The sequence below is a fragment of the Pseudomonas plecoglossicida NBRC 103162 = DSM 15088 genome (genome assembly GCF_000730665.1).
GTDB lineage: Bacteria > Pseudomonadota > Gammaproteobacteria > Pseudomonadales > Pseudomonadaceae > Aquipseudomonas > Aquipseudomonas plecoglossicida.
Genome location: NZ_BBIV01000050.1, coordinates 1 through 25,864 on the forward strand (window position 1 = coordinate 1; position 25,864 = coordinate 25,864).

The window sequence follows — 25,864 nt, forward strand, 5'->3', positions numbered from 1 at the left end:
AATCACCGCGTTTTAAAAGAGTGGAAAGCCGAGTACGGCGCTACCAACGTGGAGTCCTGGCTCCAGGCATGACCGCAAACGGAAGCGGCCCTTTGGGGCCGCCTCTTGCCGCCTGACATTAGGGGCGCATCTCCCTTGCTCTCATTACGCGCCGGATGTTTACCAGCGACGCCAAGGCGTGGCGCTGTTCTTCGCCGATCCGGTCGCCACGCGCCGCCGCATTGAACGTTTTGCGGTACAGCGCACGCAGTTCGCCGTCAGGTTTGGCAGCCAGTTCAAAGATCGTCATCAGTTTCATCTCTTATTTCCTCTCATCTTTCGGCCACCCATCGCGGCCTCGTGGCGCTTGCCCCTGCACAGGTGAAGGCCACGACTGCATCCGTTTCGGGCCGCAACGAAGAGAAGGAGTCATTCATGACTTGCAGTACTGGCGTGACGACGCCTGTGCGAAAGCCCATCGATCAGGCCGCGTGCGGTGTGATGAAAGAAGACGAGGGAGAAATAAGAGGGTCTGTGATGAACGCATCTAAATGGTGACGAAACTCCAGGGCGAACCTGCTGCACTTCGCGCTGCAGGCCGGGCTCTATCGCGCGTGCCCGCGCGACCAGGTCAATGACGAGCAATTGTCCCGGCCTTCCGGTGACGATCCCTTTCGCGAAGAGAGCTAAGGGGCATCCGCCCCTGGCGCAACGCAAGGGTAAAGCTTCGCCCCGCTAAAGGGTTTCCCCGACCTTCCGCACCCATCAGACGAGATGGGTTTGTGCAGGCCGGGTGATTCCCCTCCCTTTACCGGGCCCGTTGCGTTTTGCCTCCCCGGTCTCGCCGACGGGCAGGGGTCATGTGCGGACCACAGCACATGCACCCGTAGCCCTAGACGGAGACAAGACCATGACCACCGAGCCCAGAATTTACGTCGCTGATCTCGCTGCCTATAACAGCGGATACCTTCACGGCGTGTGGATCGACGCGACTTTGGATGTGTCGGACATTCAGGATCAAATCAATTCCATGCTGAAGCAATCGCCCGTCGGGGATGCGGAGGAGTACGCCATTCACGACTATGAGGGCTTTGACGGCTACCGGCTTGGCGAATACGAGGGCATCACGACCGCCCACGACATAGCCTGTTTCATCGAGGATTTCCCGGTGTTCGGCGGTGAATTGCTCGGACGCGTCTCCAGCGTCGAGGAAGCCCGTAAGACAGCCGAGGAAGATTATTGCGGCAGTTATGAATCGCTCGCCGACTATGCGCAGGAGCTCACTGAGGAAACCACGCAGATTCCTGAGTCACTGGCCTACTACATCAACTACGAAGCCATGGCCCGTGACATGGAGTTAAACGGGGACGTGTTCACCCTTGAGACCGGTTATCGCGAAGTCCATGTGTTCTGGAACCGTTGATCCGTCAGGAAAGGGACTTCCCATGGACACCACCCGCGAATCCTTCCTTTGGCAGGACCTTGCTATCGAGGTCCTGTTCACTCCGAGCTATTCGGAAAGCTACCGCCGTATTTACGGCTATGCGCTCGCCCATCTGCAGATCAGCGCGGAGGGGCGCGCGCCGCTGCCCATCAGTGAAACTGGCTACCGCTCCCGCTTCGAACGCGCCGACAACATCGACGCCGTAGGTGGAGCCGCCGCCTATGCGCGCGCATGGCTCGATCACGCGGCCCGGTCCCCGGATTGGATCGAGGCCCAGGAGCAGGCTCGGCAGTTGGCGCTGTTCTGAAAAAAACGCGGCCCTGCCGGGCCGCATTAATAGTCATTTATGATTCATGGATTAATATAGCGCTGACCCGCTATTTAACCGGGTTCCCTGTGGTGCATTCTTGAGTGGCCATTATTATATACGCACCTTGCTACGCATCTTGTAATCGTTTGGAATCCCTCCTGGAAGCGCCACATTGTCTCTATGGTACGCTCGTCGCGAGCAGATATTTTGTGCGCGCGCGTAATTGAGGTGCGTTTTTCAATATCAGTTTCCTCAATCAGCTCCTCTCCCTCATTTAGATCGAAGTGTTTATGAAGGAGGCAAACGCCAAATCGATTTGCCGAATTGTGCCTCCGTAGAATCTCACCGATTTCCTTCAGGACTTCAAAGTCGGCATCACTCAGCGGTCGAACATCATCAATATCTGGTAATGCACCTCTTTGTATCGTTTCGAGATGAATCATGTTCATGCTACACCTCTTTATTTCGAAATGAGCTATGTCGGCCAGTGTGTGCACTGCGGGATAAATTGTAGACGAGAGAAGTGGTTTAGTAAAAAGAGGAGGCTTGTTTTAATGGTGGCTAAAAGCATTTTTCGTAGCTTTGAGAATTTGGTCGATGCTGGCTCTACATGTCATTAGCGAAGGTGAATGCGGAATTAAGAACTGGTTAAATGTTTTCTGATACTAATAGTGGAGGTTCTTATTATTTTGGAAGGCGTCATGGAAGACGATCAGTATGAACTTGTAAGGGTTGAGTCAGGTAGTGAGGATTGGGTAAAGTTTCATCATATCCAGCGTACCGCTTTATTCCGGCAAGAGGTCTCAGAATACGAGAGGGAGTTTAATGATACTTTCTTTTGTCGTCCGGCCAATCGAAGCTGGCTATTGCTGAAGTGGCAAGGCGTAGCAGTCGGTATAACGACGCTGGATCACTTTGACGATTCCACAGCTGCGACACGAGCTGTCGCCATAGCCGACGAGTTCCAAGGGAAAGGCCATGGCCGTGCTTTAGGGCTTCTGACACAGGAATTTGCAAGAAGCCAAGGCGTTAAGTCGCTTTGCGTTAATGCTGGAGATCACGCTGTTGAGTTCTATCGGCGACTGGGGTTTGAAAAAGAAACCTGGGATTTGAACGAGTATGAAGGCGTTGTCAACCCGGAAAAAATCATCCAGATGGTTTGCCGTAAGCTGTAGCGCTTGATGTTTGTCTTCGTCACCGGCCGACACCCGTTCTGAAACATCTCAATAGCATAGGGCAAGGCGTGGATCGTCAGCGATTCATCGAATGATCTGATCAATTCTTAGGCGTCGGCCGCCTTGCCTCCGATACCCATCAGCGAATCCGGTTCCGCTCCTGCTTCGAACGCGCGACAACAACGACGCCGCTGGTGGGGGCCGTTGCTTATGCGCACCTGGCTCGATTATGCGGAACGGTCTCTGGATTCTGGAATCTTGAAGGCCACTCAGGAGTTCTCAGTAGGGCTACCAAGCTCCAAACCAGACACCGGTACCATGAACAGCTGCGACCGGGAAGAAAATTGCACCTGCAATCAAAAATCCCCAGCTTGCAGTTTTGAAACAGACAATAACGTGGGTGAGCCAAGAAGCGATCAGCCAAACAATTAAAGCGACTGTAGGTATGCCTTTCATTTGCGGTCCTTATGAAAAAAAACGCCGGGATAGTACCATTTACTCACGTAATATGCATGTGATGCTCCTGTTCGTCGACGAAGGGTAGTATGATGCACGAAAGGTATTACATGATGCGCACAATGCATCGCCATCTCTTTCGAAAAAGTAGTTCGGTATGACGATCAAGGTTGAGAAAGCAACCTGGGATTTGAGTGAGAGGGTAGGGCGTATTATCCAAGGATCTAGTTGAAAGAACATCTTGGAGCAGAAGCCCCCTACCAGAGTTGGTAGGGGAGAGCCTCTGCTAGCCTTAAAAGGCCTGTAAAATAGCAACGTTATCGCCACATCGATGCAACTGTCCTGCCCAGCCCATTTAACTGAGCACCCCTTCGCCAAAATCGTAGTGCCGGCCAAGCCGGAAGGCTGATACACACAAAGCGAGACTTTTCCAATTAGCGAAATGGGCGGCTATATGTTCACCCTTGAAACTGAGTAAAAGTGTTTGCGGTTTTTTTGATCTCGATAGAGTGAGCCACTATTATAGATACGAATGTTTGAATGGCCATTTTTTACCTTTGAGATCAAGCTCCGGCGCGCGAGCTCATGGCGTGACAACTTCCGTAGCGACGGGTGCGGGTGTGGGTAACTGTCATGAGATCTTGTCATAAACTTTATTGCAAACCATGAATCAAAAAACATCGCAGCCAGAATTTTTCTGGCCCAAGAGCGCGATTTCATGTTGCTCTCACCAATAAATGAGATCGAGGAGGTCGCAGCTTTACCCCCGGCAATGAAGCAAATCAGACAAAATAGGAAGTATTTTAGATGTGTATATTCTTTGTAGTGTGTGACTTTATCTGCGTAGAAGTTTAGTTTTTTATATAGTTCTTTAAGTCTTTCGGTGTGACCTGAAATAGGCACGAGCACCTTAACTCCTAGCTCTTTGCTACTAATCAAAAGATCGATGGGGATTTCTTTGCAGTACGCAACAGTCTTATCATTAGAACAAAAGTATGAGTTAAGCTCTTCAATAGCTGTGTTGCTAAGAATATCATCCATCCAGGAATCACCATGCCGTCTAAACTCTGGCTCAGGGCGCTCTATCTCAGATGGCAGTGAAGTGGAAATGTTTTTTGCTTTTTCGCATATGCTCTTTGCATTGGCGAAAATCGATGGTTCTGTGTGGCATAAGGAGTTCAGCGCGGAATAGCGTTCTTTATAAAAATCCAGGTATTTTCCAATAGCAGCATTTTTTTCTATCTTATGCTCTTCGTGTGACTTTGCCTGTGAATCCACAACAAGATACATGCATCCAACAATAGTTAATAAGCACCACAGATGATCGTAGGCATGCTTGAATTTCTGGCTTTTGAAAATATTAGCGACCATCATCACGGCGGCCCAACCCCACATAAATGCTATGATGTAGTTAGCGCCGTTGCTCCAGAAGCCCCCGATGTATCCGGTACCAAAGTGGAACTCATCCGGGATAAAGAATTCTAGTGGTGCTGACGTTCCCAGCAATGACAGTATACCGGGCAGAAGCACCGCTGCGATCATAGCTAGTCCAGATGCTCGTCCAAGTATGAACCCGCCCCTAACAAGAACAAACGCAAGGGGAGCAAGCGTCAAGTAAATCGCTCCTGCGATAATTTTCACCCCGGAGCTCGGGTCAAAGTTCAGTAGGGGGAGTGGAAAGCGTGGATCATAGATGTTATTGAGCAACCCGAAATGGCCTATCCCTTCAAGATTTTGAGCTATGCCATAGGCCGCTATATGTGCAAACCAATAGTAAGGCTTTAGAAACGTGAAGATCAAATGCACTGTTGTCACCGACGGAAACCAAGGACTTGTCATGGCATTATACGACCATGCATCATGTGATGCATACGTAAGTTGCCAACCATGAATCAAGGCTATTCAGCTAAAGGTTTGTATTGAAAACCCCCTCAACTTTCATTGCGTATCGCTTTTGTCATTGACCTGATCTTGTCTACGGCCCGCCATACCGTGGTCTTGCTGACCTTCATGCGGGCAGCAATGAGCTCCAGGGGGATTTCGTCACACAGCGCCATCCGCTGCACCGTCAACTCCTGGTTTGCGGTTAACGCACGTGGACGCCCCAACGTACGGCCTCTTCGTTGAGCCGCCTGCATCCCGGCTTTCGTTCGTTCGGAAATCAATGCCCGCTCGAACTCCGCTACAGCCCCCGTGATGTGAAAGACCAGTTTGCCCGCCGGCGTCTGGGTGTCGATCTGGTCTGATATCGACCAAAAGGCTATCCCGCGCCGCTCCAGCGTCCCAAGGATCTTGATGAGATCTTGCAGTGAGCGGCCCAGACGGTCGAGCTTCCAGACCACCAGAACATCGCCCTTGCGAAGAGCGCCCAGGGCTGCGTGAAGTGCGGGGCGCCGTGTCAGTGTGCCGGATTTTTTCTCTTCGAAAATGCGCTCGCATCCGGCCTGCCGCAATCCTTCGATTTGCAGGTCAAGAAGCTGGTCTTCTGTTGATACCCGGGCGTACCCGATCTTCATGGTTCTGCCTTTCCCTCAGGCAGGCACCACTGTCAAAAGGAGGGTCACACAGCCGCACTTACTGTTGTTCCGCAACGGAACCTTTAAGGACTCTATTCACGAGAACCCAAAGAGTCAATTACTACTGATACTCCGCACAGGTATACATGCTGGCAGCTCCACATTTCAAAAGGGTTCGTTATCGAAACGCCGTATTTAGTTCCCCTGACGAGCCCTTTCTGTGGTGCACATGGCGGAAACCCGGGCACATACCGGCGCATGCAACGCATCACGTTCTCTTTGAATCGAGGAGTTCGTTATGGCGAATGTACAGATTCAAACGCTGCCTTTAGCTCAAACCCTGAAATGCATTCTTCTCTCTTGGGTACTCGCTGCCGGTTTCTCTGACATCGCCTGCGCCGCAGATATCGGCGATTGCGACACCCCCGAGGCGATGACCGCTCGCCTCAAGGCCGAGGATCAGCACTCTGTCGCATCCGCTCAGATGATCACCCAGGACAAGATGTTGTTCGGCATGATCTTCACTATGAGTGGGGACCGCAAAGTTGGCTACATCTTGAAAGCTGATCAGCCGCTCGGCGACAGGGCCGGAAAGATCTGCGTTTACAACCGTATGGCGGATGTTCGCCTCTTTGATGCCAGAAAGCCCGGGCCGTCACCTGATGCCATGCTGACGGCATCAGATGCCGATGCGCTAAAACGCTGCGATGAACTGGCCGCGCAGGGCAAGGTAAGGATGGCCGACTGCTCGCCATACAATTCGATGCTTCTTGCGCGGGAGGCAGAGGGGCATCGCCTTGTATTACAGGCTTTCGGTGCGGCCAAGGATGCAAGCGGTATCTATCGTGCTGCGTCCTCTCTGACAACCGTCGTTGGCAATGTCAGCGGCAGCCACAACGATGACGACAGAGATCCGGCACGGCCAATCTTGGGGTCAATCCTCTACTCGACGCTTCCGGATGGAGCAACGATTTACAACGCCACGCTCGTGTATGTGCGTTACACCGATTACGGATTGGCAGCCCTGAGGTAGACCAGGTTTAGAGATCGAGGCCAGTGGCCTTAATCGATGGCGAGACTTGCTGCGTTGGCGGCGGTTTTTGCAATGGGTCTGCATTGCTGGCTGTGTTGAAAGCTGTATTTGCAATCGGCGCAGACTGGAAAAGAGTGGAGCGGTCTAGCGCTGTGGAAGAGCTACTGCGCAAGCGCGCGTCAGCGGTTGCCTCCGGAGCAGGGGTATTTCCCTGATGCTGAAAATCATACGCGGTCGCAGAGTCTATCGCTCTTCCCACCCGCGACTGATTCAGCTGTGCCTCTTCTGCGGCCTCTCCAGTCGCCAGTGTCCCGCGACCACGCTTGTCTTCAAGCTCTTTCTTGCGTCGGACACCGGCCTTGAACTCCTCTCTCTGGTCCTCGTTGATCAGGCCTTTGCGCACGGCCCAGTCTGCATACGCCTGATCGTTATCGATCACGTTTTGGCGGGCGCGCTGGGCTTGTTCGTTCGTCATCTGGACACCGCCAACAGTGGTCATCTGCGCGTTCCAGCGAGCGAGGTTGGCAAGCTCCCGAGCCTCCTGGCTCTCGCGTTTCTGCTGTTCATGCAGAAGATAACGCCGTTCTTCTGCGTCGTTGACGATCATGCGGCCTGCCGCAAACACTGCCTTGCCTGTTGAGGCCTGCGCACCGAACAGGGTTAGTGAAATGTCGTGAAGGTCGCTTTCCAGAGTGCCCGCTGCGGCATCGCCTGAGTTCGGCAGATCGCTACGCAGATCTGCCGACAGTTCCCTTGCGGACGCAAGGGAACTACGAAGCTCTGAACCTGGCTTTTGCTCTGTCATGAACTACTTCCCATAACACTTTACGAAACCTCCGGCAGTTTTGGATCGCAGGGGCCGGATAGAAATAGCTTATGGGAATGAGGTTAAGAAGTCGTTAATATTAGGGGTAGGGAAAATCAACGGGGCAGACCAGCCCTATCCCGGTTTGTGCTGGAGGGCTAGTCGGCCTTCCGATTTTGTCAGCAGTTGTTGATCTGCTTGTGAGCTTGCCTGCTGCCGGGATTTTCCACATGAGACCCCCAAGCTGATCCCGCTGGCGACCACACCTGCGCTGTGGTCACAGACCGGGCAGGTCATCCTCGGTTGACTGCCAATGCAAGACAGGTTGCCACAGAGGGGACAGAGCACCAGGTCAGGGTTATCGCAGTGCGGGCAGCCCCGATAGTTACCCAGCAGCAACGCACGCATATTCGGATCGTTGTGCTTGGCTTGAGTGTCCACTTGCGTAGCCGCGGGCCCGTCGCGGCGCGCGATCACCTCGGTGATTTTCGCGCCTTTCTCACACAGCTTCAGGATCAGAACAGCCGAAGCTTGCGGCACCTTGGAGCAATAGAGAATCCGTTCGCCGTGTGATGGTTCCCGGGCAGTTATCCTGGTATCGGGAATAGACGTGGCCTCAGGTACAGAAAGCTGCTTACGGTTGAACGCTGCCAGTTCCACTCTAGCCTTTTCCAATAAGCTCAGGGGCTTGTCTTGCTCTTTGATTATTTCCATTTTTTTGCCCTCATGATGTAGTCAACGGCATCGTTGACCTGCTGCATGAACACCTGGTTGGGAAACGCTTTGTCCGGGTGCAGAATGGCCGCTAGCTCGCGATGTCGGCTCTTCAGCATTGCATTGTCGAGCGGCGTATCTTCCGCGAAGCCCAGCACTTCGAGCGCCAGTGCATAACCACTCTTTTCAGGTGCAGGTTTCTCCTTCGGCGGAGGCTCTTCTTCACCGAGCATGTGACGTTTGAATTGCCCGAACGTGGCGAACTCCAAGCGTCCGTACTTCCAGAACAGCTGGCGCAGCTTTACGTACTGGCCAATGGCGCGGGACACATTCCTGCTTGCGAGGAAGCACGGCTGATAAACGAACATCACAGTTCCGCAAATGATGTTGAAAACCAGTGTCAGGACTCCGATCACGAAGGCGTTTAGATACTGCCCCGTCTGGCTGGAGACCAGTATGAGAAGCCGTACCGTGTACTCGATGAAGATCAAAGACTGCCTGTAGATCGCGCCAGCCAGCCACATCAGGAAGTTGACGGCGATACAGGCGGCAATGATTCCGCCACCAGCGGCAGCCACGATTTTCAGGTACGGGTAGATTTGGTTAAACATCTTTAAGCCCTCCAGGGGTTTGATGCCATTCCCCAACAATGTGGGGGTTCTCTCCTGCGCCAATGCGTTTCGCCTCGGCGTCAAGAAGTTGGTCGCAATGCTGCAAGCGGGCAACGATGGCTGCCGCATGCGATCTGCCATACACGGTCAGGAGATCAATGCGGTGACCCGCATACACCAAAACGACATGGAAGGAGTCGCCGTAATAAATCGGCGGTTGCACGATCTGGCCGTTTGCTGCCGCTTGACGCGTGGCTAAGTCATTACACCGCCGCTCATGTTCGGTTTCGTCATGCGGCAACAACACAAAGCGATGCTCAATCCGGCGGTCATAGCTCGCCCATCCTGCCAATCGCCTGACCTTGACTTGGTCCATTTTCAGTTCGATCCGGGTAGTTACCCGGCACGCTTCCAGCGTGACCCAGCGCAGTAGGTAATATCCGAGCATCGTCGCCCCGATGGCTGTCACCAGGTCCTGCAAATACAGCTGACGCGCCTGAAGCAGGGGCATGAAATTCGCACCCGCCAATACCAGCCCGAGAACAGCACTGATCCCGTTCGCCAGCTTGGCCCGATTGGGAGTCAGCTCGCGCGGCGAAACCTTGAACGACAGCAGCCCGGTCTCGTCGGTCGTTTGCCTGGTGGGTGGATGCCCGGCAAGCGGGCTTTTCATCGGAGAGTGCATGGCGCCGTCCTCAACTGATCGCGTTAAGAGCTACGCTGACACATAGTTAATGAAGCTTTCCTCGCCGGTTCCTCGCGCCAATTGCGTCTGAAGGGGAAGGGTTATGGATGTTGAAGATCTCGAGTTCAGTGACTGGCAGATTGAAAAACTGCGCTCGGCCTTGCGCCGTTATCGAACGGTCAGCAAGCACAACGGACGGATGCCGTCTTGGTGTCAGGTCTGTGGTCTCATCACCAGTTCAATCTCCAACCAAGAGAAGTACGACGAAGACGATTCCGAACTGGCTTTCAAGCCCGAAGCGCTGCGGCGCTTTGCTGAAGGCATCAGCAAGGCTCTTAGCAAAGATCGTATGCAGGACGTAACCCGTTTCTTGCTCGATGAAAATCTGCTGAGCCCGGAAGTCCTTCAGGAGGAGCGTCAGGATCTGGCGGCCTTTCTCGCTATGCAGGAGTACTTCGCCAGCGATTACGAAGACGTACCAGATTTAGTTTCTGCATTTTCGGGAGTATTTACATACCGTGCAGCCGGTGTCGCTGGCACAGACAGAGGCAAAACTATCTCCCTGCATCTAACACCCGATGTCTCCGGGAAATATGTACGTGTCGAAGAAATCATACAGTTGGAGATAGACCCCACGAGAAGGGTTCAAGTGATGGGTTCTTCTCGTCGTCATCAAATCAAGGCCAACGAATTTTTCAGGAAGACCAGCCGAAAGGGTTTTGGATTTCCCATTACCCGCTTGAATATCCTTCACATCTTTCTGGACGGCGTCACTCCCGGTGATCGCATGACCTATATCCAGGCAGGTGAACTGCATACCGAGTGTGCCACTGACGGCTTCTTTCTCATGCGAAACGGTGAGGTAACTGGCCGCGATCACTGGGCACGGGATATTTATTACGAAGAACCCGTTACCCTCCCAAATATCTGGCGATTCGTTCCAGAACGTGCGGAGGAAAAATAAAAATGGCCGGTGATGAAGATAAGAAAGCAATGCTGTTATGGCTATCTCTTCTTGATGCCAAAGCACTCAGAAAAATATATGGGTATGACGATCCTGATAATGAAGCTTCCAAAAGGAGGCTCATGCAGGTGTGGAAGGAACATAAGGAACGGAACCGCTTATTACAGCAGGATGCTGAGGCTCATGCTGCAAAAACTGCGTCTTTGAAAAAACATCAAAGCCAGGTGTTCATCCGAGAGGTGAAGAATAGTAATACGCTGTATGCCGAAATGCTTATGAAGACAGGTGCCGATGTTAATTCCCAGGATAAATACGGAATGACGGCATTGCATTATGCAGCGGCCACAGGCTTTCGTCCCTGTGTTCGGATGTTGGTGAATAGCGGTTTATGCAATTACTTGCTTAAGGATAATAAGGGGCGCCTGGCCTCCGAATTAGCCTATGAGTGGGGCAAGGATTACGCCGTAGGCCTACTTCTCCAAAAGAAAGAGGTCCGTCAAGCGTATGAGGAAAGTCAGTCTTCACCTGTCGACACACCCGATGGTGATGCACCTTGAACGCTGTGGCAGGTTCGGCAAAATCGAAAAATTGATAGGAAATCGGTTTTCTATATTTAATATGAGATTCGATCTTTGGAAATTCAGTGCTACGCTTCTATGTATATGACAGCAAACTTCCATGCATATACTGAAATGGATAGTGCGGAATATGGATAGAGCTGAACTTTCTGAGCAGCGCCGTATGCTGGCATGGCTAGTCGGGCTGTTTGTTGCTTTAGTCATATTCTTTTATGTTATAAATATTGACTCTGTTACTTCGCGAGGTGTTCAGGGCGAAATATACAAATGGTTAAATATCGCACTGGGTATTTCTTGGGATAATGAGTCAGGGCTTAATAGATTGTGGTTATCAATCTCTCTGTCGTTTAGAACTTTATTGACTGTAGGGCCCGCGATTGGTATTTTTTGGATGGCAATACAAATTCTAGCGGAAAGAGGTAATACAATGAAATTGGCAGACGCTTTTGCAAATAGAGATGCCGAAATAAAGTTATTGCTTAAAAACAATTTACTCAAATACATTTCCCCTGATAAGAAAGATGAGTATCTGAAGGGTATAGATGAAGAGCTGCGTCTGGTGTTTAATATGCCTGACGAGGAGTTCAAAGCAACTTTAGAGATAATTTACGGGAAGGACAAAACGCGAAAGATACTTGATCATCTGAAAGCTGAGATATAAGGGGGGTATATGAATCGGTTGTCCGATGATCACCTGTCTCAAGAAGTTCAAGGATTTATAGATGATTATGTGCGCGACATAAGAAATTGCAATGCCGGGTTGTCGGATGAAAAAATAAGAGAGCTGGTGAGAAGAGTGGTTGGGAAGTTTAATCCAAGGCCAACAGATGATCAGGTGGATAATTATTTTATATCAAGAGGTCTTTTCTGGTAGGTTCAAAAGACTGGAATTTATTTTATAATGTCTGATTAAAATTCAGATGCTGCTCGTGTCGGTGGTATAACAGAAACCTATTAATGGCCTGTTTCGCGACGAGCGAAATCCCGCGTTTTTGAAAACGTCTCCATTGAACTATAGTCCCCTTGATCTTATGCAACCTATCCCATAATGGTTTTGGCCCAGGATACGGCTCAGCCAGACGAGCACCAGTCTCTGCCCAGCTGCGCCAATTTTCTATAACCCTGCCATGATCGGGCACTATTCAGTATCAGGTTGGAGTGCTGACCATAAAGCACCAGCCATAATCAGGGCCAACGCTCCCAGCATCCATATAAAGTTCGGATGATCTATCGGCAGTTTCCCATGCCAAAGGTCAAAGCCCGCAGCGATTGGAACGATCAACCCATCTAGTGCTGCTATCTGGGTCGTCTGCTGCGCGCGCGCAAACGCCTCATTAATGGCCCACGTGCCGAACCCTACGATTAAGCATGCAATGGATAAGGTTTGTATATGGCCCCCCAAAGCATCTGGCGTTTTGAACATTGCCAGTGAGTAGTTCATTTCAACACTATCCATCGTGATGAGCATTACAGGAAGCCACACTGGAAGTAAGAGCAAAGCGGCATATGTCGTATACGCGGTCAGTCGCAGGCCATCCATTTTTTCGACTATCAAATTCCCCATAAATTTATAAGGACGTTCTTTGCACTTCGCTGCGATGTCGCTCGACAATTCGTTGGTATACGCGAAGCCGATGCCGGCTAGGAGGGCTGGCAAATACGAGGGCAGTGCTTGCAGGAGTTTCTGCTTGTCGAAGCTCACCTGTATATTCTCCGGATTGAAGAGCGCGAAGAGGATAACACCGCTCACTATCAATGTGATTGGAGCTATTTGTTTCTTTATTGGAGGCCAGATTTTCCGGTGGTATCGGATTGCGATGATCTGCCAAAGAGGATGCAGGAAGAAGAATGGATAAGTTAAAGCTTGGGATTTTGTATTGGCAAAGGCAGCCGCCAAACAAGCCCAGTAGAAAACTGTCACAATACCTCGAACAAACAATATACGGTCGACGTTTCGAGGACTAAAAACGAGAGTGATCGACTGCTTTTTGAGAGTGGTAATCAAGCGCAGGATTGCAAAATATAGGCAGCAGGTGAATAGCAGTCTATAGATGATGTACTCGTTTATTGAGATTTTCTTTACAAGATTGCCGAGTTTGCTCTCGAAGAAGGCGAAGAGGAACACGGCTGTACATGCAAATGCAACGGCAAGCATTTGGTTCTTGCGGGCTAAGCGGCTCATCACAGCACCTCCACTGCGGGTAGTGACTGCGATTTTTCCATACCCATAGTCCCAGATTTCCTCTCGCATTCCTCGCGATGGGGTAAGGTTCACGACTTTGAGTCGACCTTTCAGCAGAGCACCCTAGTGCTAATGAGAAAATCCAGAGGTAGAGCTAATTAGTTGGATGGGCAGCTGTTAATGCTTAAGTTTGTTTTTTCTTGACTCATTACCATAACTGCGCATATATGTTGGAGGCCTTGAGGGCAGAAAGGAAGTTTTATATGATTTCGAAGCATTTTAATGGTTTACCTGTTCTGAGAGGGCAGGAAAAGAAAGAGCTCCTTAAACTCAATGCTGGGGATGATCAGGCTTATGTCTACGGCCAGCGTCTGGTTGAGTGTGTAAAAAGGGGGGATACGCCAGCAGCAAAACTACTGCTAGAGAACGGTGCAGATATCAATTTCCAGGATCAGCACAAGATGTCTGCGCTACATTACGCAGCCGCGTATGATTCGCGCCCATGTATCCGTTTGCTGACCAGCTTCAATGAGTGCAGCTATCTGTTGCAGGATTACAAAGGCCGATATGCTTCGGAACTGGCTTATGAGTGGGGCAAGGATTACGCTGTAGGCCTTTTGCTTCAAAAAAAGCAGGTGCGACAGGCTTTCATGCAGGGCTTACCTGCATGGGGTAAACCCAAAGCGTAGAGTTTTGGCATAAGATTTGATGCGCTTTAAGAATAATATCTATGGCTTATAAGGTTGTTATTTTTTATGGCGGATTTTGGTGAGAATGCATAAGTCTTTCTACCAGGCTGCACTCAGAATATTGGTCAAGCTGAGTTAACTAGCTCGTACCAGATGACTCGCTGCAACATCATCGGGTGGTGTCCTGCCCAAAGTATGATTTGCCGTATGAACCGATCACTACGCGAGAAATGACGCCTGATTTCATCTGGCGTCATGAGGTCGAAAAGCTCGATAGCTTCCGACCGGCCAGACAATCCGTTGTGCTGCTGATCCTGCGCCACCTCTCCCATGCGGGCGACTTCTACCTGCGTTTTTCCGAGCAGCTTCGAGATGTACTCTGTCGTCGCCAGATCGTTGTTGCCGAAGAACTGCATGATCCCGGCGTTCCCGGCGAAGGTCTCCCATCGCTCCCCATAGAGTGCCTTTCCCTGGCTCCAGTCCTGCAGGATGACCCAGAGCTTCACGCCGAAGGATGCAATCAGGCCGGAAGCTGTTTCCAGCTGCTTCATGTAGCCAAGCACGGGGAACTCATCAAGGCAGGCCAGCACTGGTGCTGGCGGTACTGTTTTTTCGCGCTCCATCGCATCCAGCAGCTGGTTCACGAAGATCCGCATCCAGCGCCGCGCGATCTCAATACGTGTCGCCGGGAAGCACAGGTAGATACTCACACCCTTGGGATTCTGCTTTAGCTCAGCAAGGTCGAAGTCATGCTCCTTCAGAACCTGGCGGAAGGCCGAGTAGTCGAGGAACTTGGTGTGCCGGTTGACCGTGGAGTGGACGCTGCTGAGCTCATTGCCGCGCTTGCCGTAGAAGTCCAGGGCCGACGCCATCAGTGCGCTGCCGATGTCTTCAGCCTTCGGCTCGTCCATCAGCTCATAGGCGTTGGCCATCATCTCCTCATAGAGAAGCGGCATGGAAGGCCCTGACTTTTCGTCTTCCTCATCGGATTCTTCTTTCCACAAAGCGCGTTTTATCAGCTCTCGCACCAGGATAAGGTGGCGCTGTCCGGCCTGCCTCCGGGCTGTTGCCACATGGATGATCACACCTTCTATGAAGTTCTTCGCGGACTCGTCCCAGTGGGGATCTTTCTGGTCTGCCGACTGCACCACAATCGACTCGGCGATCAGCGCGGCATCCTCAAGAAAGGTCGGGCTGCCGATGCTAAGCACACTCATCGGATTGAACGATGCCCTGAAGGGGAGGGTGTCTTTGCTCGCGACGCCGAAGGGGTCGACGACATAGACTTTTTGCCCGAGAGCCATCCGTTTGGTGGCGGTAATACTGGCAAGCTCCCCCTTGGGGTCGGTCGCCAGAATGCTGCCGGGGTAGAAGAACAGGTTGCTGATGAGGCCGACTGATTTACCGGAGCGCGAACCCGCCACGGTCAGAATGTGCCGGTCGTCCTCAATGCCAATGAGCTGGTCGCCGAGCGCACCAATCAGCACTTTCTTGCCCGGTGTGCGTGGGTCATACGAGAGCATGCTGCTCGCCGCGATGTCATCGAGCTTCATCCAGCGCGCCTGCGGCACTTTCTGTTCTCGCAATGGCCGGGTTGAGTCACCCCGCGGAACATCCCGCATGAATTCCTTGAAGAACGAGCTCATGGTAATACCCTCGCCAACGATGTCGTCCCGAGCGTGACATGCACCTGTATGCAGGCTTCCTCCCGCAAACCTCTCCGGGCGTTCGAGGGGCAGCAAGATGTGTTCAACCGCTCCTTCGTCCGGAGGACCGTCTTTATCCCAGCTGTAAGCCTTAATCCCTTAGCCATCGTTCGCCGATGCCTTGCCAGCATGTCAATGGGCGGCCCGCTCCAGCCTTCCCCTTAATCGGGCGTTGCCCTGGTACAGGCCCGTGTTGCCCATGACATGTCGGCGTCCGAATGGCTACCGGGGGCTTGTTGCTGGAATAAACCAGCCTCAAACAAAAACAGGAGCTAAAAACATGAACACCAAATCAACCACCTTCGAATCCCGCAAACCCGGCTTCGTGGCCAAGAGCCGTAAAGGCACAGGCGAGCAGGCCGTCTATGAACGTATCGGCGTCGCCTGGAAAAATGCCGATGGCTCGTTCTACATCAAGCTTGCGGGTACGCAGGTCGTCTCCGATTTCATGCTCTATGAAATCGAAAGCACTGAGGCGCCTGCCGAATAGCAGAAGCTCTTCATCACCGCACAGACGGGCCGCGAGGCCCGTCTTTTTTTCAATCCGTCTGAGTCTGTTTTGATCCGGCACCTGCAGATCCTTGCAGGTTAATCGCTGTCCGCCGTGAGCCCGGACTTATTTGTACCCATACGCACGATGCCGTGCTATGGAACACCAGCACATCCATTTCTGAAGAAGGAGAGACCGCATCAGCGGCTCGCGCATTTAGAAATTATTCACACTCCCAGCCATAAACTGGACTCATGGGCCAGCTGCGAACGAAGTGAGCACAAGGTGTGCGTGGTAGTACCACGCCCACCTTGCGTGGGGACTTCCAGTCCCCCGCGATCCCCCTTGGAATCCCTAGGCTCCAAAGTTCTTGTGGAACTTTGTCACCAAGGGATTAAGGCGCAACGTGTCGTCGTTGCATCGCGATCAGAGGAGACTTCGGCTCTCCTCTGCACTCCATCGAGCAAAGGGCACGTCGTAGCCCCTTGCGACCCTCGATTAAGGACTTTCGCGTCCTAAAAACCACGACCGGGTTTCGGCCCGGTGCCGAACAAAAGGAGATGTCAGCTCTCCCTTTGTAATCCCATCGACCAATAGCGCGACGCTGGCCGCGGAGTGGAAACCGAGAGGAATCAGGAACTGCCTGAGGGCATATGTTGATGGCATGACCAGACGAACGAAAAAACGCCCTGCGCCGATCTCCTACCGCCCGCCCGAGCGGTTGCGTGAGGAGTTTCATTTGCGCGTGACGCACTCTGGTCAGTCGATCAATGCCTTCATCACCGAAGCCGTATTCGGGCAGGCCCTGCCACGCGCCAGGCCCATCTCATCACTGGAGCGCAAGCTCGCCGCAATGCTGCTTTCGCAGGCCGCCCGGATCAACGACCGGCTGGAGCAGGTCTGCGGGGAGCCTGATGAAGGTCACCTTGAGCATCTACTACAGGAGTGCCGCGATGAGCTGGCGGAAATCCGCAGCTACCTCATGCTGGCGCTGGGGAGGGACACATGATCCCTTTTGCCTCGCAGCGCGGCAGCGGCCAGGATCTCGCCACCCACTTGCTGAATGCCTATGACAACGAGCTGGCAGAAGTGGCGCATCTGCGTGGAGCGATAGCCCATGACCTTCATGGCGCGTTTAAGGAATGGCAGGTGCAGGCAGAAACCCTGACCCGCTGCGAGAAGTATCTCTACAGTCTTTCCATCAACCCTGATCCCGCGCAGGGGGCGCTCACCCGTGATCAGTACATGGATTACATCCGTCGAGCTGAAGAGACATTGGGGCTGGGCGATCAGCCCCGCGCCATCGTGTTCCACATCAAGGATAGCCGTGAGCACTGCCATGTGGTCTGGTCGCGGATCGACGCCGACCACGAAAAGGCCGTTCACCTGGCCTTTGACCGTGACAAGCTGATGCGGGTGACCAGGGGGTTCGCCCGCGATCACGGGCTGAGTCTGCCTCCCGGCTATGAGAAGTCCCGTAACGCGGGTCAACTCTCGCTCTACGAGCGAGCGCAGCTGCAGCGTACGGGGCTCTCCCTGGACGACCACAAACGGCAGGTCACCGAGGCCTGGCGGCAGAGTGATGATGCCCGCGCATTCGTTCATGCCCTGAGCGAGCGCGGCTATATGCTCGCCACGGGGAATCGACCCTATGTGCTGGTTGATCTTTACGGCAATTTGAATGCACTGCCCCGGCTGATCGACGAGCAGTCAGTCCGCACGAAGGATGTCCGAGCCTTTCTGGAGAAGGAGTTCCCTCCTGAGGCGCTGCCATCCGTGGAGGAAGCGCAGAAGCTTGTGGCGGACCACCGTAAAGAGATCGAGCGGTCGATGCGGGAAGAGGATTACGCCGACAAACTCGCTGAGCTCAAGCACGCACAGGAGGAGAGGCGGCATGAGCTGGCGCAGCAGCGCGAAGCCCTCAAATACCGACAACATGCCTTGCGTCTGGCGCAGCAGGCAAAGCACCGGGCCGAGCGGGACCGGCTGCGTGCTGGTCATCTTGCCTTGATGAGAAATGTCCGCCAGGCTCGCTATGAGCACCGTCCCACTGGCCTGGCCGAGTTTCTAGGCCGGGTCAGTGGCGTGAATTTCTTGCGCCACAAGCTGCAGCATTATCAGGATACGAAGCGCCTGCGTGCGCACCTCGATGGCCGCGCGAAACTCAAAGGGCGGCAGTCCCAGGAGGCCAAAGAGCTGGCATTACGGCTCAAGCTTCAGAACGCGCATATCGAGCGTCAGTGCATGTCGCTCGAAAAGGTGGATAAGCGAGAGATCGCTGCCTTCATGCGCGACCAGCAATGCACACAGCGCATCCGGGGGCGCGGGAAAGAAGGGGCCATGCCGTCACTGGTACAGATTCTCCCTTCAGACAGGGGAGCAGTCACCAATGTCATGGTGGCTTTCGAAAAGGCACGGAACCCGCCGGACAGCCCGTTCCCAGACGTCATGGCAGCGTTTGAGCGTGCCGCCGCCGCTTTCCGCAAGGGGAAGCAGGAGCAGCGTGAAGGCGAGGGACCGGAGAAGTCCCGCCCGCTGATGCCGCCGCATCCCGGCAAGGGCCATGAGCCTGATCGGGAACGATAACTCATTTCAGATATAGCTTACTTAGCGCCGTAATATATCCATTGCATTCGGGCGTCCGACGCAATCAAATCATAGCGTTCGACAAAGGAGTCTATTTTGCTGCGATGCTCATCGTATGTTAAACACCATTTTCCACAGGCCCCGCCAATAACTTGAATTAGGGCGTGCAAATTGTAATATCCTGTGTTTGTCTGATCTAGCTTCATATCAGGATGGAGTTCACCTACATAGGCAACTAGCGCTCGTTCTTTCCCGTCTGCTACTTTTCTGGATGTTAAGTTGCTCATGTGGAGGAGGGAGTTCCTGTGTTCCCACAGCTCCTCCGCAGTGATGCCAAGGGTGCCTATTTCGGAAAACTCTTTCAGCCATTTGATAAAAGTGTTTTCTTTGATGTTGCCGTATTCTATATAGCTGATTGAGTCTATGGCTACTACTAGGAGTTTTGAAGCGGAGACGTAATGCTTTGCATTAAAAAGAATTCTGACGGGCTGAAAGAAGTCGTCATTGAGGAGTCGCGTGAAGTCAAATCCATCTTCATTAAAATACTTTCCAAAGTAGTCGACAGACATTATTAAGTCTCCGTTAAGCGCGTGGTGAGGTATAGGCTTGGATGGCGACAAATACTAAATAATCGATAGTGTTGAGGTGTGCATTCATTAGCCGGCTGCTTGCATGCACTTTAGTAGAAACGATGTTGCATTACTGAAGTTTTGCTCCTGCTCACGCAATTCATACTGCCACTTCTCACCGTGGAATAAATTGTTTCTTAGCCTGAAAATAACACCTAGGCAGCCAATAAGCTTCGTCTTTTCTGAGGTATTATTTTTTTGTAATGTGTCAGTAATTTCTGGCGGGTTTCCACTGCGATCGATATGCAAGTGATGGAATCTGTAGTTCAGATCTCCATTCTCAGTATACCGTTGCTTTAAATATGGTAGATACGTGTTTATTTCGCATCTGCCTATAGTGCCCTGGGCCTCAAGGCTTCCTGCGAACCGCCGTATTGTCCGCATTCCACCACAGCCGCCGAGCCTTGTACCCTCGAAGAAGCTCCAAATCATGGAGAAATCGGCTATAGCATTTCGCTCTTCAAGCGATAACTGGCCAAAGCCAGGAGCCTGCCGTGAAATCCAATTCACAATCTCAGGACTCATAACAAGCTCCTTTTGTATACGTTATTAGTTCAAATAAGCTTGTTCATGTCGATGTCATAGCCGGACTGCTTCATTTCCTTTGCGAGCTGCAAGTGCCAGGCGGAAGCTTCATCAAGGCTTATATAGACAACGCCGCTTATGTCGTTAGGAAGCTCCAGCTTGCCATCGACAAGTGCCGCCACGTTTTGCCGCCCGAGTTTCCCGATCAGGTAGCCATGCTCAAATACCACGTTTTGCCGTGCCCGTAAGTTGAGATTGTCAGCAGAAGACTTTGCATTGCCCACATCATCGGGGGTATAGAGGACAACGGCAAAACCTACATCGGAGTAGTGTTCGATTTTTTCAATGATCGTTCGACCCGAGCTGGCTTTTTCATGAAGGATAACGGCTTCAAAACCAAGCTTCTCAATGAATCTCGCGGCTTTATTTTGGGCGCTTTCATCGTGGCCATGGACGATGAACACTCTCTTCCTATCGCCAGAAGTCCTCAAGGCTCTCGCCGGCGCATCCTTCAATAAAGCTTTCTTGTAGCCTATTGCTCCTTCAATAAAATCATCGGTAACATCTTTGGCTCGACTAATTGCTTGTTGCTCATAGGACGGGCCACCAATAATTGCTACGGAAGATCGTTCACGTTTAAGCCTGACCTGAGCGACAAAAGACTCAATGGTTTTTTCGCTTTCAGAAATGGTTATTCTTTCCAAGTCTTCTGGCTGTACAGTTTTGCCATTAATGATAATTGGCAAGCCTTGCTCGTATGGCTCAACGAATCTTGATATCAGTTGCTCTTTTGTAAGGTCAGTCTTGTACTCGCCGTAATACTTGTCCGACTTTGGCTTAACAATTACATGATAGTACATCGCCACAATTATCCTTTTGAGCAATAAGCGTCAAAACGCCGCTAATGTGAGATCGTCCTGCTGTGTATAGGACGCTACCAATTTGCTATCAGCTCGTCCAGCGAGGGTTTCTGGCTCAATATGGGGAGTGGGATGGCGGCGTTGGCAGGGTGGCGAACCGGGCGCTTCTGCCCAGCATTTGTTACAATGCGCGATTTCCTGCGCTGGCCTCTAGCAATTGGCCAAGGGCACCTTTTCAGCTGTGTACATAACAGCGTACACAATCGAGATTTTGAACGATGTCCGACAGCAAAATTGTCAACGAAGTCAACAGCCGACGCACGTTTGCCATCATTTCCCACCCCGACGCCGGTAAGACCACCATCACCGAGAAGCTCCTGCTGATGGGCAAGGCCATTGCCGTCGCCGGTACCGTGAAGTCGCGCAAGTCCGACCGCCACGCCACCTCCGACTGGATGGAAATGGAGAAGCAGCGCGGCATCTCCATCACCACCTCGGTGATGCAGTTCCCGTACCGCGAGCACATGATCAACCTGCTTGACACCCCCGGCCACGAAGACTTCTCCGAAGACACCTACCGCACTCTGACCGCGGTGGACTCGGCGCTGATGGTGCTCGACGGCGGTAAAGGTGTAGAGCCGCGGACCATCGCCCTGATGGACGTCTGCCGCCTGCGCGACACGCCGATCGTCAGCTTCATCAACAAACTCGACCGTGACATTCGCGACCCGATCGAACTGCTCGACGAAATCGAGGCGGTGCTGAAGATCAAGGCCGCGCCGATCACCTGGCCGATCGGTTGCTACCGCGACTTCAAGGGCGTGTACCACCTGACCGGCGACTACATCGTGGTCTACACCCCCGGTCACGGCCATGAGCGCACCGAAGCCAAGATCATCCAGAACCTGGACTCGGACGAAGCGCGTGCGCACCTGGGCGACCAGTACGATGCGTTCGTCGAGCAGCTGGAGCTGGTGCAGGGCGCCTGCCATGAATTCAACCAGGAAGAGTTCATCAATGGCCAGCTGACCCCGGTGTTCTTCGGTACTGCCCTTGGCAACTTCGGTGTCGACCACGTGCTCGACGCCGTCGTCGACTGGGCCCCGCGCCCGCTCGGCCGTGTGGCCCACGAGCGCACCGTGGAGCCGGTCGAGGAGAAGTTCACCGGCTTCGTGTTCAAGATCCAGGCGAACATGGACCCGAAACACCGCGACCGCATTGCCTTCATGCGCATCTGCTCGGGCAAGTACGAGAAGGGCATGAAGATGCGCCATGTGCGGATCAACAAGGACCTGCGCGTGGGCGATGCGCTGACCTTCTTCTCCTCCGAGCGTGAACAGCTCGAAGAGGCGTTTGCCGGCGACATCATCGGCCTGCACAACCACGGCACCATCCAGATCGGTGACACCTTCACCGAAGGCGAGGCGCTGGGCTTCACCGGTATCCCGCACTTCGCGCCGGAACTGTTCCGCCGCGTGCGCCTGAAGGACCCGCTGAAATCCAAGCAGCTGCGCCAGGGCCTGCAGCAGCTGGCTGAAGAAGGCGCGACCCAGGTGTTCTTCCCCGAGCGCAGCAACGACATCATCCTCGGTGCGGTCGGTGTGCTGCAGTTCGATGTGGTCGCCAGCCGCCTGAAGGAAGAGTACAAGGTCGAGTGCGCCTACGAGCCGATCACCGTGTGGTCGGCGCGCTGGATCGCCTGCGATGACAAGAAGAAGCTCGAGGAATTCCAGAACAAGGCCATGGAGAACCTGGCCATCGACGGTGGCGGTCACCTGACCTACCTGGCGCCGACCCGGGTCAACCTGGCGCTGATGGAAGAGCGCTGGCCGGACATCAAGTTCCGCGCGACCCGCGAGCACCACTGATCGTCATGCTCGGGGCTGCTTTGCAGCCCATCGCGGGCAAGCCCGCTCCTACAGGGATCGCGTAAACCTTGTGGGAGCCGGCTTGCCGGCGATAGGCCGGTGCAGCCCTCCTAGTTACCGGCTTTGATACTGGTCCAGATCCGCGTCCGAATGCGGTCGATCTTGGCCGGCATCGCCTCAAGCGCATACAGCTTGCCCATCACTTCCTCGCTCGGGTAAATCATCGTATTACCCTTCATCGCCGGGTCCACCAGCCCGTCAGCCTTCAAGTTGCCGTTGGCGTACTGCACATGGTTGCTGATGTTGGCCATCACCTCCGGCTGCAGCAGGTAGTTCATGTAGGCATACCCCGCCTTCTCGTCCGGCGCATCGGCCGGCATGGCGACCATGTCGAACCACATCGGCGCGCCTTCCTTGGGTATCGAATAGCCCACTTTCACGCCATTGTTCGCTTCATCGGCGCGGTTCTTCGCCTGCAGCACATCACCCGAGAAACCCACCACCACGCAGATATCGCCATTGGCCAGGTCGCCGGTGTACTTGGACGAATGGAAGTAGCTGATAAATGGCCGAACCTTCATCAGCAGGTCCTTGGCCTTCTCGTAGTCCTTCGGATCCTGGCTGTGGTGTGGCAAGCCCAGGTAGTGCAGGGCGATCGGCAGCAATTCGGGGCCGTTATCCAGCACCGCGACCCCACAGCTTTTCAGCTTGCTCATGTACTCGGGCTTGAAGATCAGGTCCCAGGAATCGACCGGCGCATTGTCGCCAAGCACCGCCTTCACCTTGTCGATGTTGTAGCCGATGCCGGTGCTGCCCCACAGGTACGGAAAACCATGCCGGTTGCCCGGGTCGTTGACCTCCAGTGCCTTGAGCAGCACCGGGTTGAGGTTGTGCCAGTTGGGCAGCTGCGACTTGTCCAGCGGCTTCAGGGCCTTGCCCTGGATCTGCCGGGCCATGAAGTGGTTGGACGGGAACACCACGTCGTAGCCTGAATTGCCGGTCATCAGCTTGCCGTCGAGGGTCTCGTTGCTGTCGTACACGTCGTAGGTCGGGGTGATGCCGGTGGCTTGCTGGAAGTTCTTCAGAGTGTCCGGCGCCACATAGCTGGACCAGTTGTAGATCTTTACCGTGTCGGCGGCGCTGGCCACGCTGGCAGCCAGCATCAAGGGAGCGAGAAGGAGGGTGCGCATATCGGGTTTACCTTGCTTTGTCTGTTGTTATCGAAGGCAGGCGATCAGCGGGATCAGAAGATCAGGACGTAGGTCTTGCGCACCGTCTCCTGGATGTTCCAGGTACCGGTGCTGTTGGCCGGTAGCATCAATGCGTCTCCGGCTTCTATGAACAGGGTCTCGCCACCGTCGGGGGTGAAGGTGCAGCGGCCCTTGATGAAATGGCAGAACTCCTGCTGCTCGATCTGCCGACGCCAGCGCCCGGGCGTGCACTCCCAGATGCCGGTTTCGACGCCATCGCTGCGTTCCACGCAGCTGACCGAGGTCACCGCCACGGGCTCGCCGAGGGGCACCGCGACCGGGTTGCTGCTGTCCAGCGCGACGCTGTCGGTGTGTTTGAACTGGGTAATGCTCATTGCCGGTGGATCCTGTGCAGGTGAAAGGGAAGTCAGTGCATGAAGCCTTCCATGAAGTCCGCAAGGGAGCTGGCCAGGCGCCGCCTCCAAGGCGCGCTGGCGGGGTTGGCGAGGGTCCGGTCCTCGTGGACGAAGCTCTGGATGATGGCGTTGTAGCCCAGCCAGCGGCAGGGTTCCGGTGGCCAACTGGCCAGGCTCGACAGCGGGCGGTTGTCGAGCACCCAGGGCTGGGCGGTCAGTTCGTTGTGCTGGTCGAGAATCAGTGCGGCCAAGGTACGTCCGCCGAGGTTGGTGGCGCCGACGCCTTCGCCGCCGTACCCCCCGGAAAGGGCGATGCCGCGCTGGCGATCGCACAGCATGTGCGGGCGGAAGCGCCGGGCCATGCCCAGGTTGCCGCCCCAGGAATGGGTGATGCGCACGTCCTTGAGCTGGGGGAACAGCTCGCTGAACAGGTAGCGGCGCAAGTCGACTTCGGCCTCGGTGAGGGTGAAGTCTTCGCGCAGCCGACCGCCGAAGCGGTAGCCCCCGCGTGCGCCGAACACCAGGCGGTTGTCGGCGGTGCGCTGGCCGTAGGTGACTTGCCGGCTGTTCTCGCTGAAGGCCTGGCCGTGGGCCAGGCCAATCTGTTGCCAGGTCGCTTCGGGCAGCGGTTCGGTGGCCACCAGCAGGCTTTGCACCGGTAGCTGATGCTTGCCCAGCGGCGGCAGGCTGGCGGCATAGCCCTCGACGGCGGGCACCGTCCACTGGCAGCGGATGCGTGCCTGGGGCGAGCGCACTTCGCCCGGCTGCCAGTCGATGGCCGGAGTGTTTTCGTAGATGGGCACGCCCAGCGCCTCCACGGCCCGGGCCAGCCCCCGCACCAGCTTGGCTGGCTGGATGGTCGCGGTGTGCGGGCTGTAGATGGCGCCATAGGCATTGCTCACCCGCAGCTGCGCCGCCAGCTCCCGGGGGCCCAGCCAGCGGTAATCCTCTTCGCGCATGCCCTGGCGGTACAAGTCATCGAGGTAGGCGCGCAGGCTGCGCTCCTGCTCCGGGTAGCGGGCGGCGCAATACAGCACGCCGCCTTTGCGAAAATCGCAATCGATGGCCTCGCGCTGCAGTACGCCATGCACTTCATCGGGTATGCCCTGCAGCAGGTCGATGCTGCTGCGGCGTTGCTGCGGCGACAGGCTGGCCAACAGGCGGTCCTCACCCAGCAGATTGCCCATCAGCCAGCCACCATTGCGACCGGAGGCGCCGAAGCCGGCGATGTTGGCGTCGATCACCGCCATGTTCAGCTGCGGAGCCTGACGCTTGAGGTAGTAGGCGGTCCACAGGCCGGTGTAGCCGGCACCGATGATGCACACATCGACGTCCAGGTCTTCGCGCAGGGCCGGGCGGGCGCACAGCGGTTCGTCGAGCTGGTCCATCCACAAACTGAGCGTGCGCAGGGGTTGCATCGGGGTGGCTCCACATCCGTCAAGGTCTGTGGGCG

Annotated in this window: 29 protein-coding genes and 1 pseudogene; 13 read left to right on the top strand and 17 right to left on the bottom strand. The window is 54.3% G+C overall.

The window, feature by feature from the left end:
• Positions 1–72 (top strand): annotated as a pseudogene (locus PPL01S_RS26105) (transcriptional regulator); the annotation flags it as partial.
• 46 nt (positions 73–118) lie between these two features.
• Here the strand turns inward: PPL01S_RS26105 and PPL01S_RS21395 are convergent.
• A complete protein-coding gene (locus PPL01S_RS21395; protein WP_028626051.1) occupies positions 119–298 on the bottom strand; it encodes a hypothetical protein in 180 nt (59 codons plus the stop codon).
• Between the two features lie 591 nt (positions 299–889).
• On the opposite strand from PPL01S_RS21395, the gene PPL01S_RS21400 reads away from it, so the two are divergent.
• Together PPL01S_RS21400 and PPL01S_RS21405 are read left to right on the top strand one after the other, a co-directional pair.
• Positions 890–1,402, top strand: a complete 513-nt coding sequence (locus PPL01S_RS21400; protein WP_016392940.1) for an antirestriction protein ArdA — start codon at positions 890–892, stop codon at positions 1,400–1,402.
• A 22-nt stretch (positions 1,403–1,424) separates the two neighbouring features.
• Entirely contained in the window at positions 1,425–1,730 is a 306-nt protein-coding gene (locus PPL01S_RS21405; RefSeq protein WP_016392939.1) for a hypothetical protein, read from the top strand.
• A gap of 74 nt (positions 1,731–1,804) precedes the next feature.
• Here the strand turns inward: PPL01S_RS21405 and PPL01S_RS25260 are convergent, their stop codons facing one another.
• Complete coding sequence (locus tag PPL01S_RS25260; protein WP_144062871.1) at positions 1,805–2,182, bottom strand: hypothetical protein; 378 nt, start codon at positions 2,180–2,182, stop codon at positions 1,805–1,807.
• A 252-nt stretch (positions 2,183–2,434) separates the two neighbouring features.
• Here PPL01S_RS25260 and PPL01S_RS21410 point away from each other — a divergent pair, with 252 nt between their 5' ends.
• Positions 2,435–2,908: a GNAT family N-acetyltransferase gene (locus PPL01S_RS21410; RefSeq protein WP_016392938.1), complete on the top strand. Its 474-nt coding sequence runs from the start codon at positions 2,435–2,437 to the stop codon at positions 2,906–2,908.
• Between the two features lie 288 nt (positions 2,909–3,196).
• On the opposite strand, the gene PPL01S_RS25455 is transcribed toward PPL01S_RS21410, so the two are convergent.
• From PPL01S_RS25455 to PPL01S_RS21415, 3 genes are all read right to left on the bottom strand, one after another.
• The gene (locus tag PPL01S_RS25455; protein WP_162964559.1) at positions 3,197–3,364 is read right to left on the bottom strand and encodes a hypothetical protein; all 168 of its coding nucleotides are present in this window, start codon (positions 3,362–3,364) and stop codon (positions 3,197–3,199) included.
• 450 nt (positions 3,365–3,814) lie between these two features.
• Positions 3,815–5,203, bottom strand: coding sequence for a hypothetical protein (locus PPL01S_RS25265; RefSeq protein WP_144062870.1), 1,389 nt, complete (start codon positions 5,201–5,203; stop codon positions 3,815–3,817).
• 92 nt (positions 5,204–5,295) lie between these two features.
• Complete coding sequence (locus PPL01S_RS21415) at positions 5,296–5,880, bottom strand: recombinase family protein (protein WP_016392937.1); 585 nt, start codon at positions 5,878–5,880, stop codon at positions 5,296–5,298.
• Between the two features lie 298 nt (positions 5,881–6,178).
• Between PPL01S_RS21415 and PPL01S_RS21420 the strand changes: the two genes are divergently transcribed.
• Positions 6,179–6,913, top strand: coding sequence for a hypothetical protein (locus tag PPL01S_RS21420; protein WP_016392936.1), 735 nt, complete (start codon positions 6,179–6,181; stop codon positions 6,911–6,913).
• 7 nt (positions 6,914–6,920) lie between these two features.
• Here the strand turns inward: PPL01S_RS21420 and PPL01S_RS21425 are convergent, their stop codons facing one another.
• The 4 genes from PPL01S_RS21425 to PPL01S_RS21440 form a co-directional block, all read right to left on the bottom strand.
• The gene (locus PPL01S_RS21425; protein WP_016392935.1) at positions 6,921–7,718 is read right to left on the bottom strand and encodes a hypothetical protein; all 798 of its coding nucleotides are present in this window, start codon (positions 7,716–7,718) and stop codon (positions 6,921–6,923) included.
• A gap of 135 nt (positions 7,719–7,853) precedes the next feature.
• On the bottom strand, positions 7,854–8,432 hold the full coding sequence (locus PPL01S_RS21430; protein ID WP_016392934.1) for a TerY-C metal binding domain-containing protein: 579 nt from the start codon (positions 8,430–8,432) through the stop codon (positions 7,854–7,856).
• Positions 8,423–9,043 (bottom strand): J domain-containing protein, encoded by a 621-nt coding sequence (locus tag PPL01S_RS21435; protein WP_016392933.1) that lies wholly within the window; start codon positions 9,041–9,043, stop codon positions 8,423–8,425. The genes PPL01S_RS21430 and PPL01S_RS21435 overlap by 10 nt, the downstream gene beginning before the upstream one ends.
• Positions 9,036–9,728 (bottom strand): hypothetical protein, encoded by a 693-nt coding sequence (locus tag PPL01S_RS21440; protein ID WP_016392932.1) that lies wholly within the window; start codon positions 9,726–9,728, stop codon positions 9,036–9,038. The genes PPL01S_RS21435 and PPL01S_RS21440 overlap by 8 nt, the downstream gene beginning before the upstream one ends.
• A gap of 103 nt (positions 9,729–9,831) precedes the next feature.
• On the opposite strand from PPL01S_RS21440, the gene PPL01S_RS21445 reads away from it, so the two are divergent.
• The 3 genes from PPL01S_RS21445 to PPL01S_RS25270 all read left to right on the top strand — a co-directional run bounded on the left by PPL01S_RS21445 (position 9,832) and on the right by PPL01S_RS25270 (position 11,931).
• A complete protein-coding gene (locus PPL01S_RS21445) occupies positions 9,832–10,692 on the top strand; it encodes a hypothetical protein (RefSeq protein WP_016392931.1) in 861 nt (286 codons plus the stop codon).
• 2 nt (positions 10,693–10,694) lie between these two features.
• Positions 10,695–11,249 carry an ankyrin repeat domain-containing protein gene (locus PPL01S_RS21450; protein WP_016392930.1) on the top strand — a complete coding sequence of 185 codons (555 nt, stop codon included), beginning with the start codon at positions 10,695–10,697 and terminating at the stop codon, positions 11,247–11,249.
• Between the two features lie 151 nt (positions 11,250–11,400).
• On the top strand, positions 11,401–11,931 hold the full coding sequence (locus PPL01S_RS25270) for a hypothetical protein (RefSeq protein ID WP_144062869.1): 531 nt from the start codon (positions 11,401–11,403) through the stop codon (positions 11,929–11,931).
• A gap of 477 nt (positions 11,932–12,408) precedes the next feature.
• Here the strand turns inward: PPL01S_RS25270 and PPL01S_RS21460 are convergent, their stop codons facing one another.
• Positions 12,409–13,452 carry a hypothetical protein gene (locus tag PPL01S_RS21460; protein ID WP_016392928.1) on the bottom strand — a complete coding sequence of 348 codons (1,044 nt, stop codon included), beginning with the start codon at positions 13,450–13,452 and terminating at the stop codon, positions 12,409–12,411.
• A 263-nt stretch (positions 13,453–13,715) separates the two neighbouring features.
• On the opposite strand from PPL01S_RS21460, the gene PPL01S_RS21465 reads away from it, so the two are divergent.
• The gene (locus PPL01S_RS21465; RefSeq protein WP_016392927.1) at positions 13,716–14,141 is read left to right on the top strand and encodes an ankyrin repeat domain-containing protein; all 426 of its coding nucleotides are present in this window, start codon (positions 13,716–13,718) and stop codon (positions 14,139–14,141) included.
• A 125-nt stretch (positions 14,142–14,266) separates the two neighbouring features.
• On the opposite strand, the gene PPL01S_RS21470 is transcribed toward PPL01S_RS21465, so the two are convergent.
• On the bottom strand, positions 14,267–15,787 hold the full coding sequence (locus PPL01S_RS21470; protein ID WP_033743757.1) for a type IV secretory system conjugative DNA transfer family protein: 1,521 nt from the start codon (positions 15,785–15,787) through the stop codon (positions 14,267–14,269).
• Between the two features lie 340 nt (positions 15,788–16,127).
• Between PPL01S_RS21470 and PPL01S_RS21475 the strand changes: the two genes are divergently transcribed.
• From PPL01S_RS21475 to PPL01S_RS21485, 3 genes are all read left to right on the top strand, one after another.
• Positions 16,128–16,337 carry a hypothetical protein gene (locus PPL01S_RS21475; RefSeq protein WP_016392925.1) on the top strand — a complete coding sequence of 70 codons (210 nt, stop codon included), beginning with the start codon at positions 16,128–16,130 and terminating at the stop codon, positions 16,335–16,337.
• A gap of 664 nt (positions 16,338–17,001) precedes the next feature.
• A complete protein-coding gene (locus PPL01S_RS21480) occupies positions 17,002–17,346 on the top strand; it encodes a hypothetical protein (RefSeq protein WP_244212761.1) in 345 nt (114 codons plus the stop codon).
• Entirely contained in the window at positions 17,343–18,923 is a 1,581-nt protein-coding gene (locus tag PPL01S_RS21485; protein ID WP_016391148.1) for a relaxase/mobilization nuclease domain-containing protein, read from the top strand. Before PPL01S_RS21480 ends, PPL01S_RS21485 begins: the two co-directional genes overlap by 4 nt.
• A gap of 17 nt (positions 18,924–18,940) precedes the next feature.
• On the opposite strand, the gene PPL01S_RS21490 is transcribed toward PPL01S_RS21485, so the two are convergent.
• From PPL01S_RS21490 to PPL01S_RS21495, 3 genes are all read right to left on the bottom strand, one after another.
• Complete coding sequence (locus tag PPL01S_RS21490) at positions 18,941–19,492, bottom strand: hypothetical protein (RefSeq protein ID WP_028626052.1); 552 nt, start codon at positions 19,490–19,492, stop codon at positions 18,941–18,943.
• Positions 19,493–19,579: 87 nt separating this feature from the next.
• Positions 19,580–20,077, bottom strand: coding sequence for a hypothetical protein (locus tag PPL01S_RS24855; protein ID WP_081663444.1), 498 nt, complete (start codon positions 20,075–20,077; stop codon positions 19,580–19,582).
• A gap of 29 nt (positions 20,078–20,106) precedes the next feature.
• A complete protein-coding gene (locus tag PPL01S_RS21495) occupies positions 20,107–20,937 on the bottom strand; it encodes a TIR domain-containing protein (protein ID WP_016391146.1) in 831 nt (276 codons plus the stop codon).
• Positions 20,938–21,215: 278 nt separating this feature from the next.
• On the opposite strand from PPL01S_RS21495, the gene PPL01S_RS21500 reads away from it, so the two are divergent.
• A complete protein-coding gene (locus PPL01S_RS21500) occupies positions 21,216–22,805 on the top strand; it encodes a peptide chain release factor 3 (protein ID WP_016391145.1) in 1,590 nt (529 codons plus the stop codon).
• Between the two features lie 110 nt (positions 22,806–22,915).
• Here the strand turns inward: PPL01S_RS21500 and PPL01S_RS21505 are convergent, their stop codons facing one another.
• The 3 genes from PPL01S_RS21505 to PPL01S_RS21515 are packed head-to-tail and all read right to left on the bottom strand — an operon-like array spanning position 22,916 to position 25,829.
• Positions 22,916–23,995 (bottom strand): polyamine ABC transporter substrate-binding protein, encoded by a 1,080-nt coding sequence (locus PPL01S_RS21505; RefSeq protein ID WP_016391144.1) that lies wholly within the window; start codon positions 23,993–23,995, stop codon positions 22,916–22,918.
• Between the two features lie 53 nt (positions 23,996–24,048).
• Positions 24,049–24,390 carry a cupin domain-containing protein gene (locus PPL01S_RS21510; RefSeq protein ID WP_016391143.1) on the bottom strand — a complete coding sequence of 114 codons (342 nt, stop codon included), beginning with the start codon at positions 24,388–24,390 and terminating at the stop codon, positions 24,049–24,051.
• 32 nt (positions 24,391–24,422) lie between these two features.
• The gene (locus PPL01S_RS21515; RefSeq protein ID WP_028626053.1) at positions 24,423–25,829 is read right to left on the bottom strand and encodes an NAD(P)/FAD-dependent oxidoreductase; all 1,407 of its coding nucleotides are present in this window, start codon (positions 25,827–25,829) and stop codon (positions 24,423–24,425) included.
• Between the last annotated feature and the right edge of the window lie 35 nt (positions 25,830–25,864).

Coding starts and splice junctions, on each gene's coding strand:
- PPL01S_RS21425 (WP_016392935.1), bottom strand. CDS start 7,718: ATGACAGAGCAAAAGCCAGGTTCAGAGCTTCGTAGTTCCCTTGCGTCC.
- PPL01S_RS21500 (WP_016391145.1), top strand. CDS start 21,216: ATGTCCGACAGCAAAATTGTCAACGAAGTCAACAGCCGACGCACGTTT.
- PPL01S_RS21505 (WP_016391144.1), bottom strand. CDS start 23,995: ATGCGCACCCTCCTTCTCGCTCCCTTGATGCTGGCTGCCAGCGTGGCC.
- PPL01S_RS24855 (WP_081663444.1), bottom strand. CDS start 20,077: ATGAGTCCTGAGATTGTGAATTGGATTTCACGGCAGGCTCCTGGCTTT.
- PPL01S_RS21460 (WP_016392928.1), bottom strand. CDS start 13,452: ATGAGCCGCTTAGCCCGCAAGAACCAAATGCTTGCCGTTGCATTTGCA.
- PPL01S_RS25270 (WP_144062869.1), top strand. CDS start 11,401: ATGGATAGAGCTGAACTTTCTGAGCAGCGCCGTATGCTGGCATGGCTA.
- PPL01S_RS21480 (WP_244212761.1), top strand. CDS start 17,002: ATGACCAGACGAACGAAAAAACGCCCTGCGCCGATCTCCTACCGCCCG.
- PPL01S_RS21490 (WP_028626052.1), bottom strand. CDS start 19,492: ATGTCTGTCGACTACTTTGGAAAGTATTTTAATGAAGATGGATTTGAC.
- PPL01S_RS21495 (WP_016391146.1), bottom strand. CDS start 20,937: ATGTACTATCATGTAATTGTTAAGCCAAAGTCGGACAAGTATTACGGC.
- PPL01S_RS21405 (WP_016392939.1), top strand. CDS start 1,425: ATGGACACCACCCGCGAATCCTTCCTTTGGCAGGACCTTGCTATCGAG.
- PPL01S_RS21510 (WP_016391143.1), bottom strand. CDS start 24,390: ATGAGCATTACCCAGTTCAAACACACCGACAGCGTCGCGCTGGACAGC.
- PPL01S_RS21415 (WP_016392937.1), bottom strand. CDS start 5,880: ATGAAGATCGGGTACGCCCGGGTATCAACAGAAGACCAGCTTCTTGAC.
- PPL01S_RS21445 (WP_016392931.1), top strand. CDS start 9,832: ATGGATGTTGAAGATCTCGAGTTCAGTGACTGGCAGATTGAAAAACTG.
- PPL01S_RS21395 (WP_028626051.1), bottom strand. CDS start 298: ATGAAACTGATGACGATCTTTGAACTGGCTGCCAAACCTGACGGCGAA.
- PPL01S_RS21420 (WP_016392936.1), top strand. CDS start 6,179: ATGGCGAATGTACAGATTCAAACGCTGCCTTTAGCTCAAACCCTGAAA.
- PPL01S_RS25265 (WP_144062870.1), bottom strand. CDS start 5,203: ATGACAAGTCCTTGGTTTCCGTCGGTGACAACAGTGCATTTGATCTTC.
- PPL01S_RS21475 (WP_016392925.1), top strand. CDS start 16,128: ATGAACACCAAATCAACCACCTTCGAATCCCGCAAACCCGGCTTCGTG.
- PPL01S_RS21435 (WP_016392933.1), bottom strand. CDS start 9,043: ATGTTTAACCAAATCTACCCGTACCTGAAAATCGTGGCTGCCGCTGGT.
- PPL01S_RS21485 (WP_016391148.1), top strand. CDS start 17,343: ATGATCCCTTTTGCCTCGCAGCGCGGCAGCGGCCAGGATCTCGCCACC.
- PPL01S_RS25260 (WP_144062871.1), bottom strand. CDS start 2,182: ATGAACATGATTCATCTCGAAACGATACAAAGAGGTGCATTACCAGAT.
- PPL01S_RS21470 (WP_033743757.1), bottom strand. CDS start 15,787: ATGAGCTCGTTCTTCAAGGAATTCATGCGGGATGTTCCGCGGGGTGAC.
- PPL01S_RS21400 (WP_016392940.1), top strand. CDS start 890: ATGACCACCGAGCCCAGAATTTACGTCGCTGATCTCGCTGCCTATAAC.
- PPL01S_RS21465 (WP_016392927.1), top strand. CDS start 13,716: ATGATTTCGAAGCATTTTAATGGTTTACCTGTTCTGAGAGGGCAGGAA.
- PPL01S_RS21430 (WP_016392934.1), bottom strand. CDS start 8,432: ATGGAAATAATCAAAGAGCAAGACAAGCCCCTGAGCTTATTGGAAAAG.
- PPL01S_RS21515 (WP_028626053.1), bottom strand. CDS start 25,829: ATGCAACCCCTGCGCACGCTCAGTTTGTGGATGGACCAGCTCGACGAA.
- PPL01S_RS25455 (WP_162964559.1), bottom strand. CDS start 3,364: ATGAAAGGCATACCTACAGTCGCTTTAATTGTTTGGCTGATCGCTTCT.
- PPL01S_RS21410 (WP_016392938.1), top strand. CDS start 2,435: ATGGAAGACGATCAGTATGAACTTGTAAGGGTTGAGTCAGGTAGTGAG.
- PPL01S_RS21440 (WP_016392932.1), bottom strand. CDS start 9,728: ATGCACTCTCCGATGAAAAGCCCGCTTGCCGGGCATCCACCCACCAGG.
- PPL01S_RS21450 (WP_016392930.1), top strand. CDS start 10,695: ATGGCCGGTGATGAAGATAAGAAAGCAATGCTGTTATGGCTATCTCTT.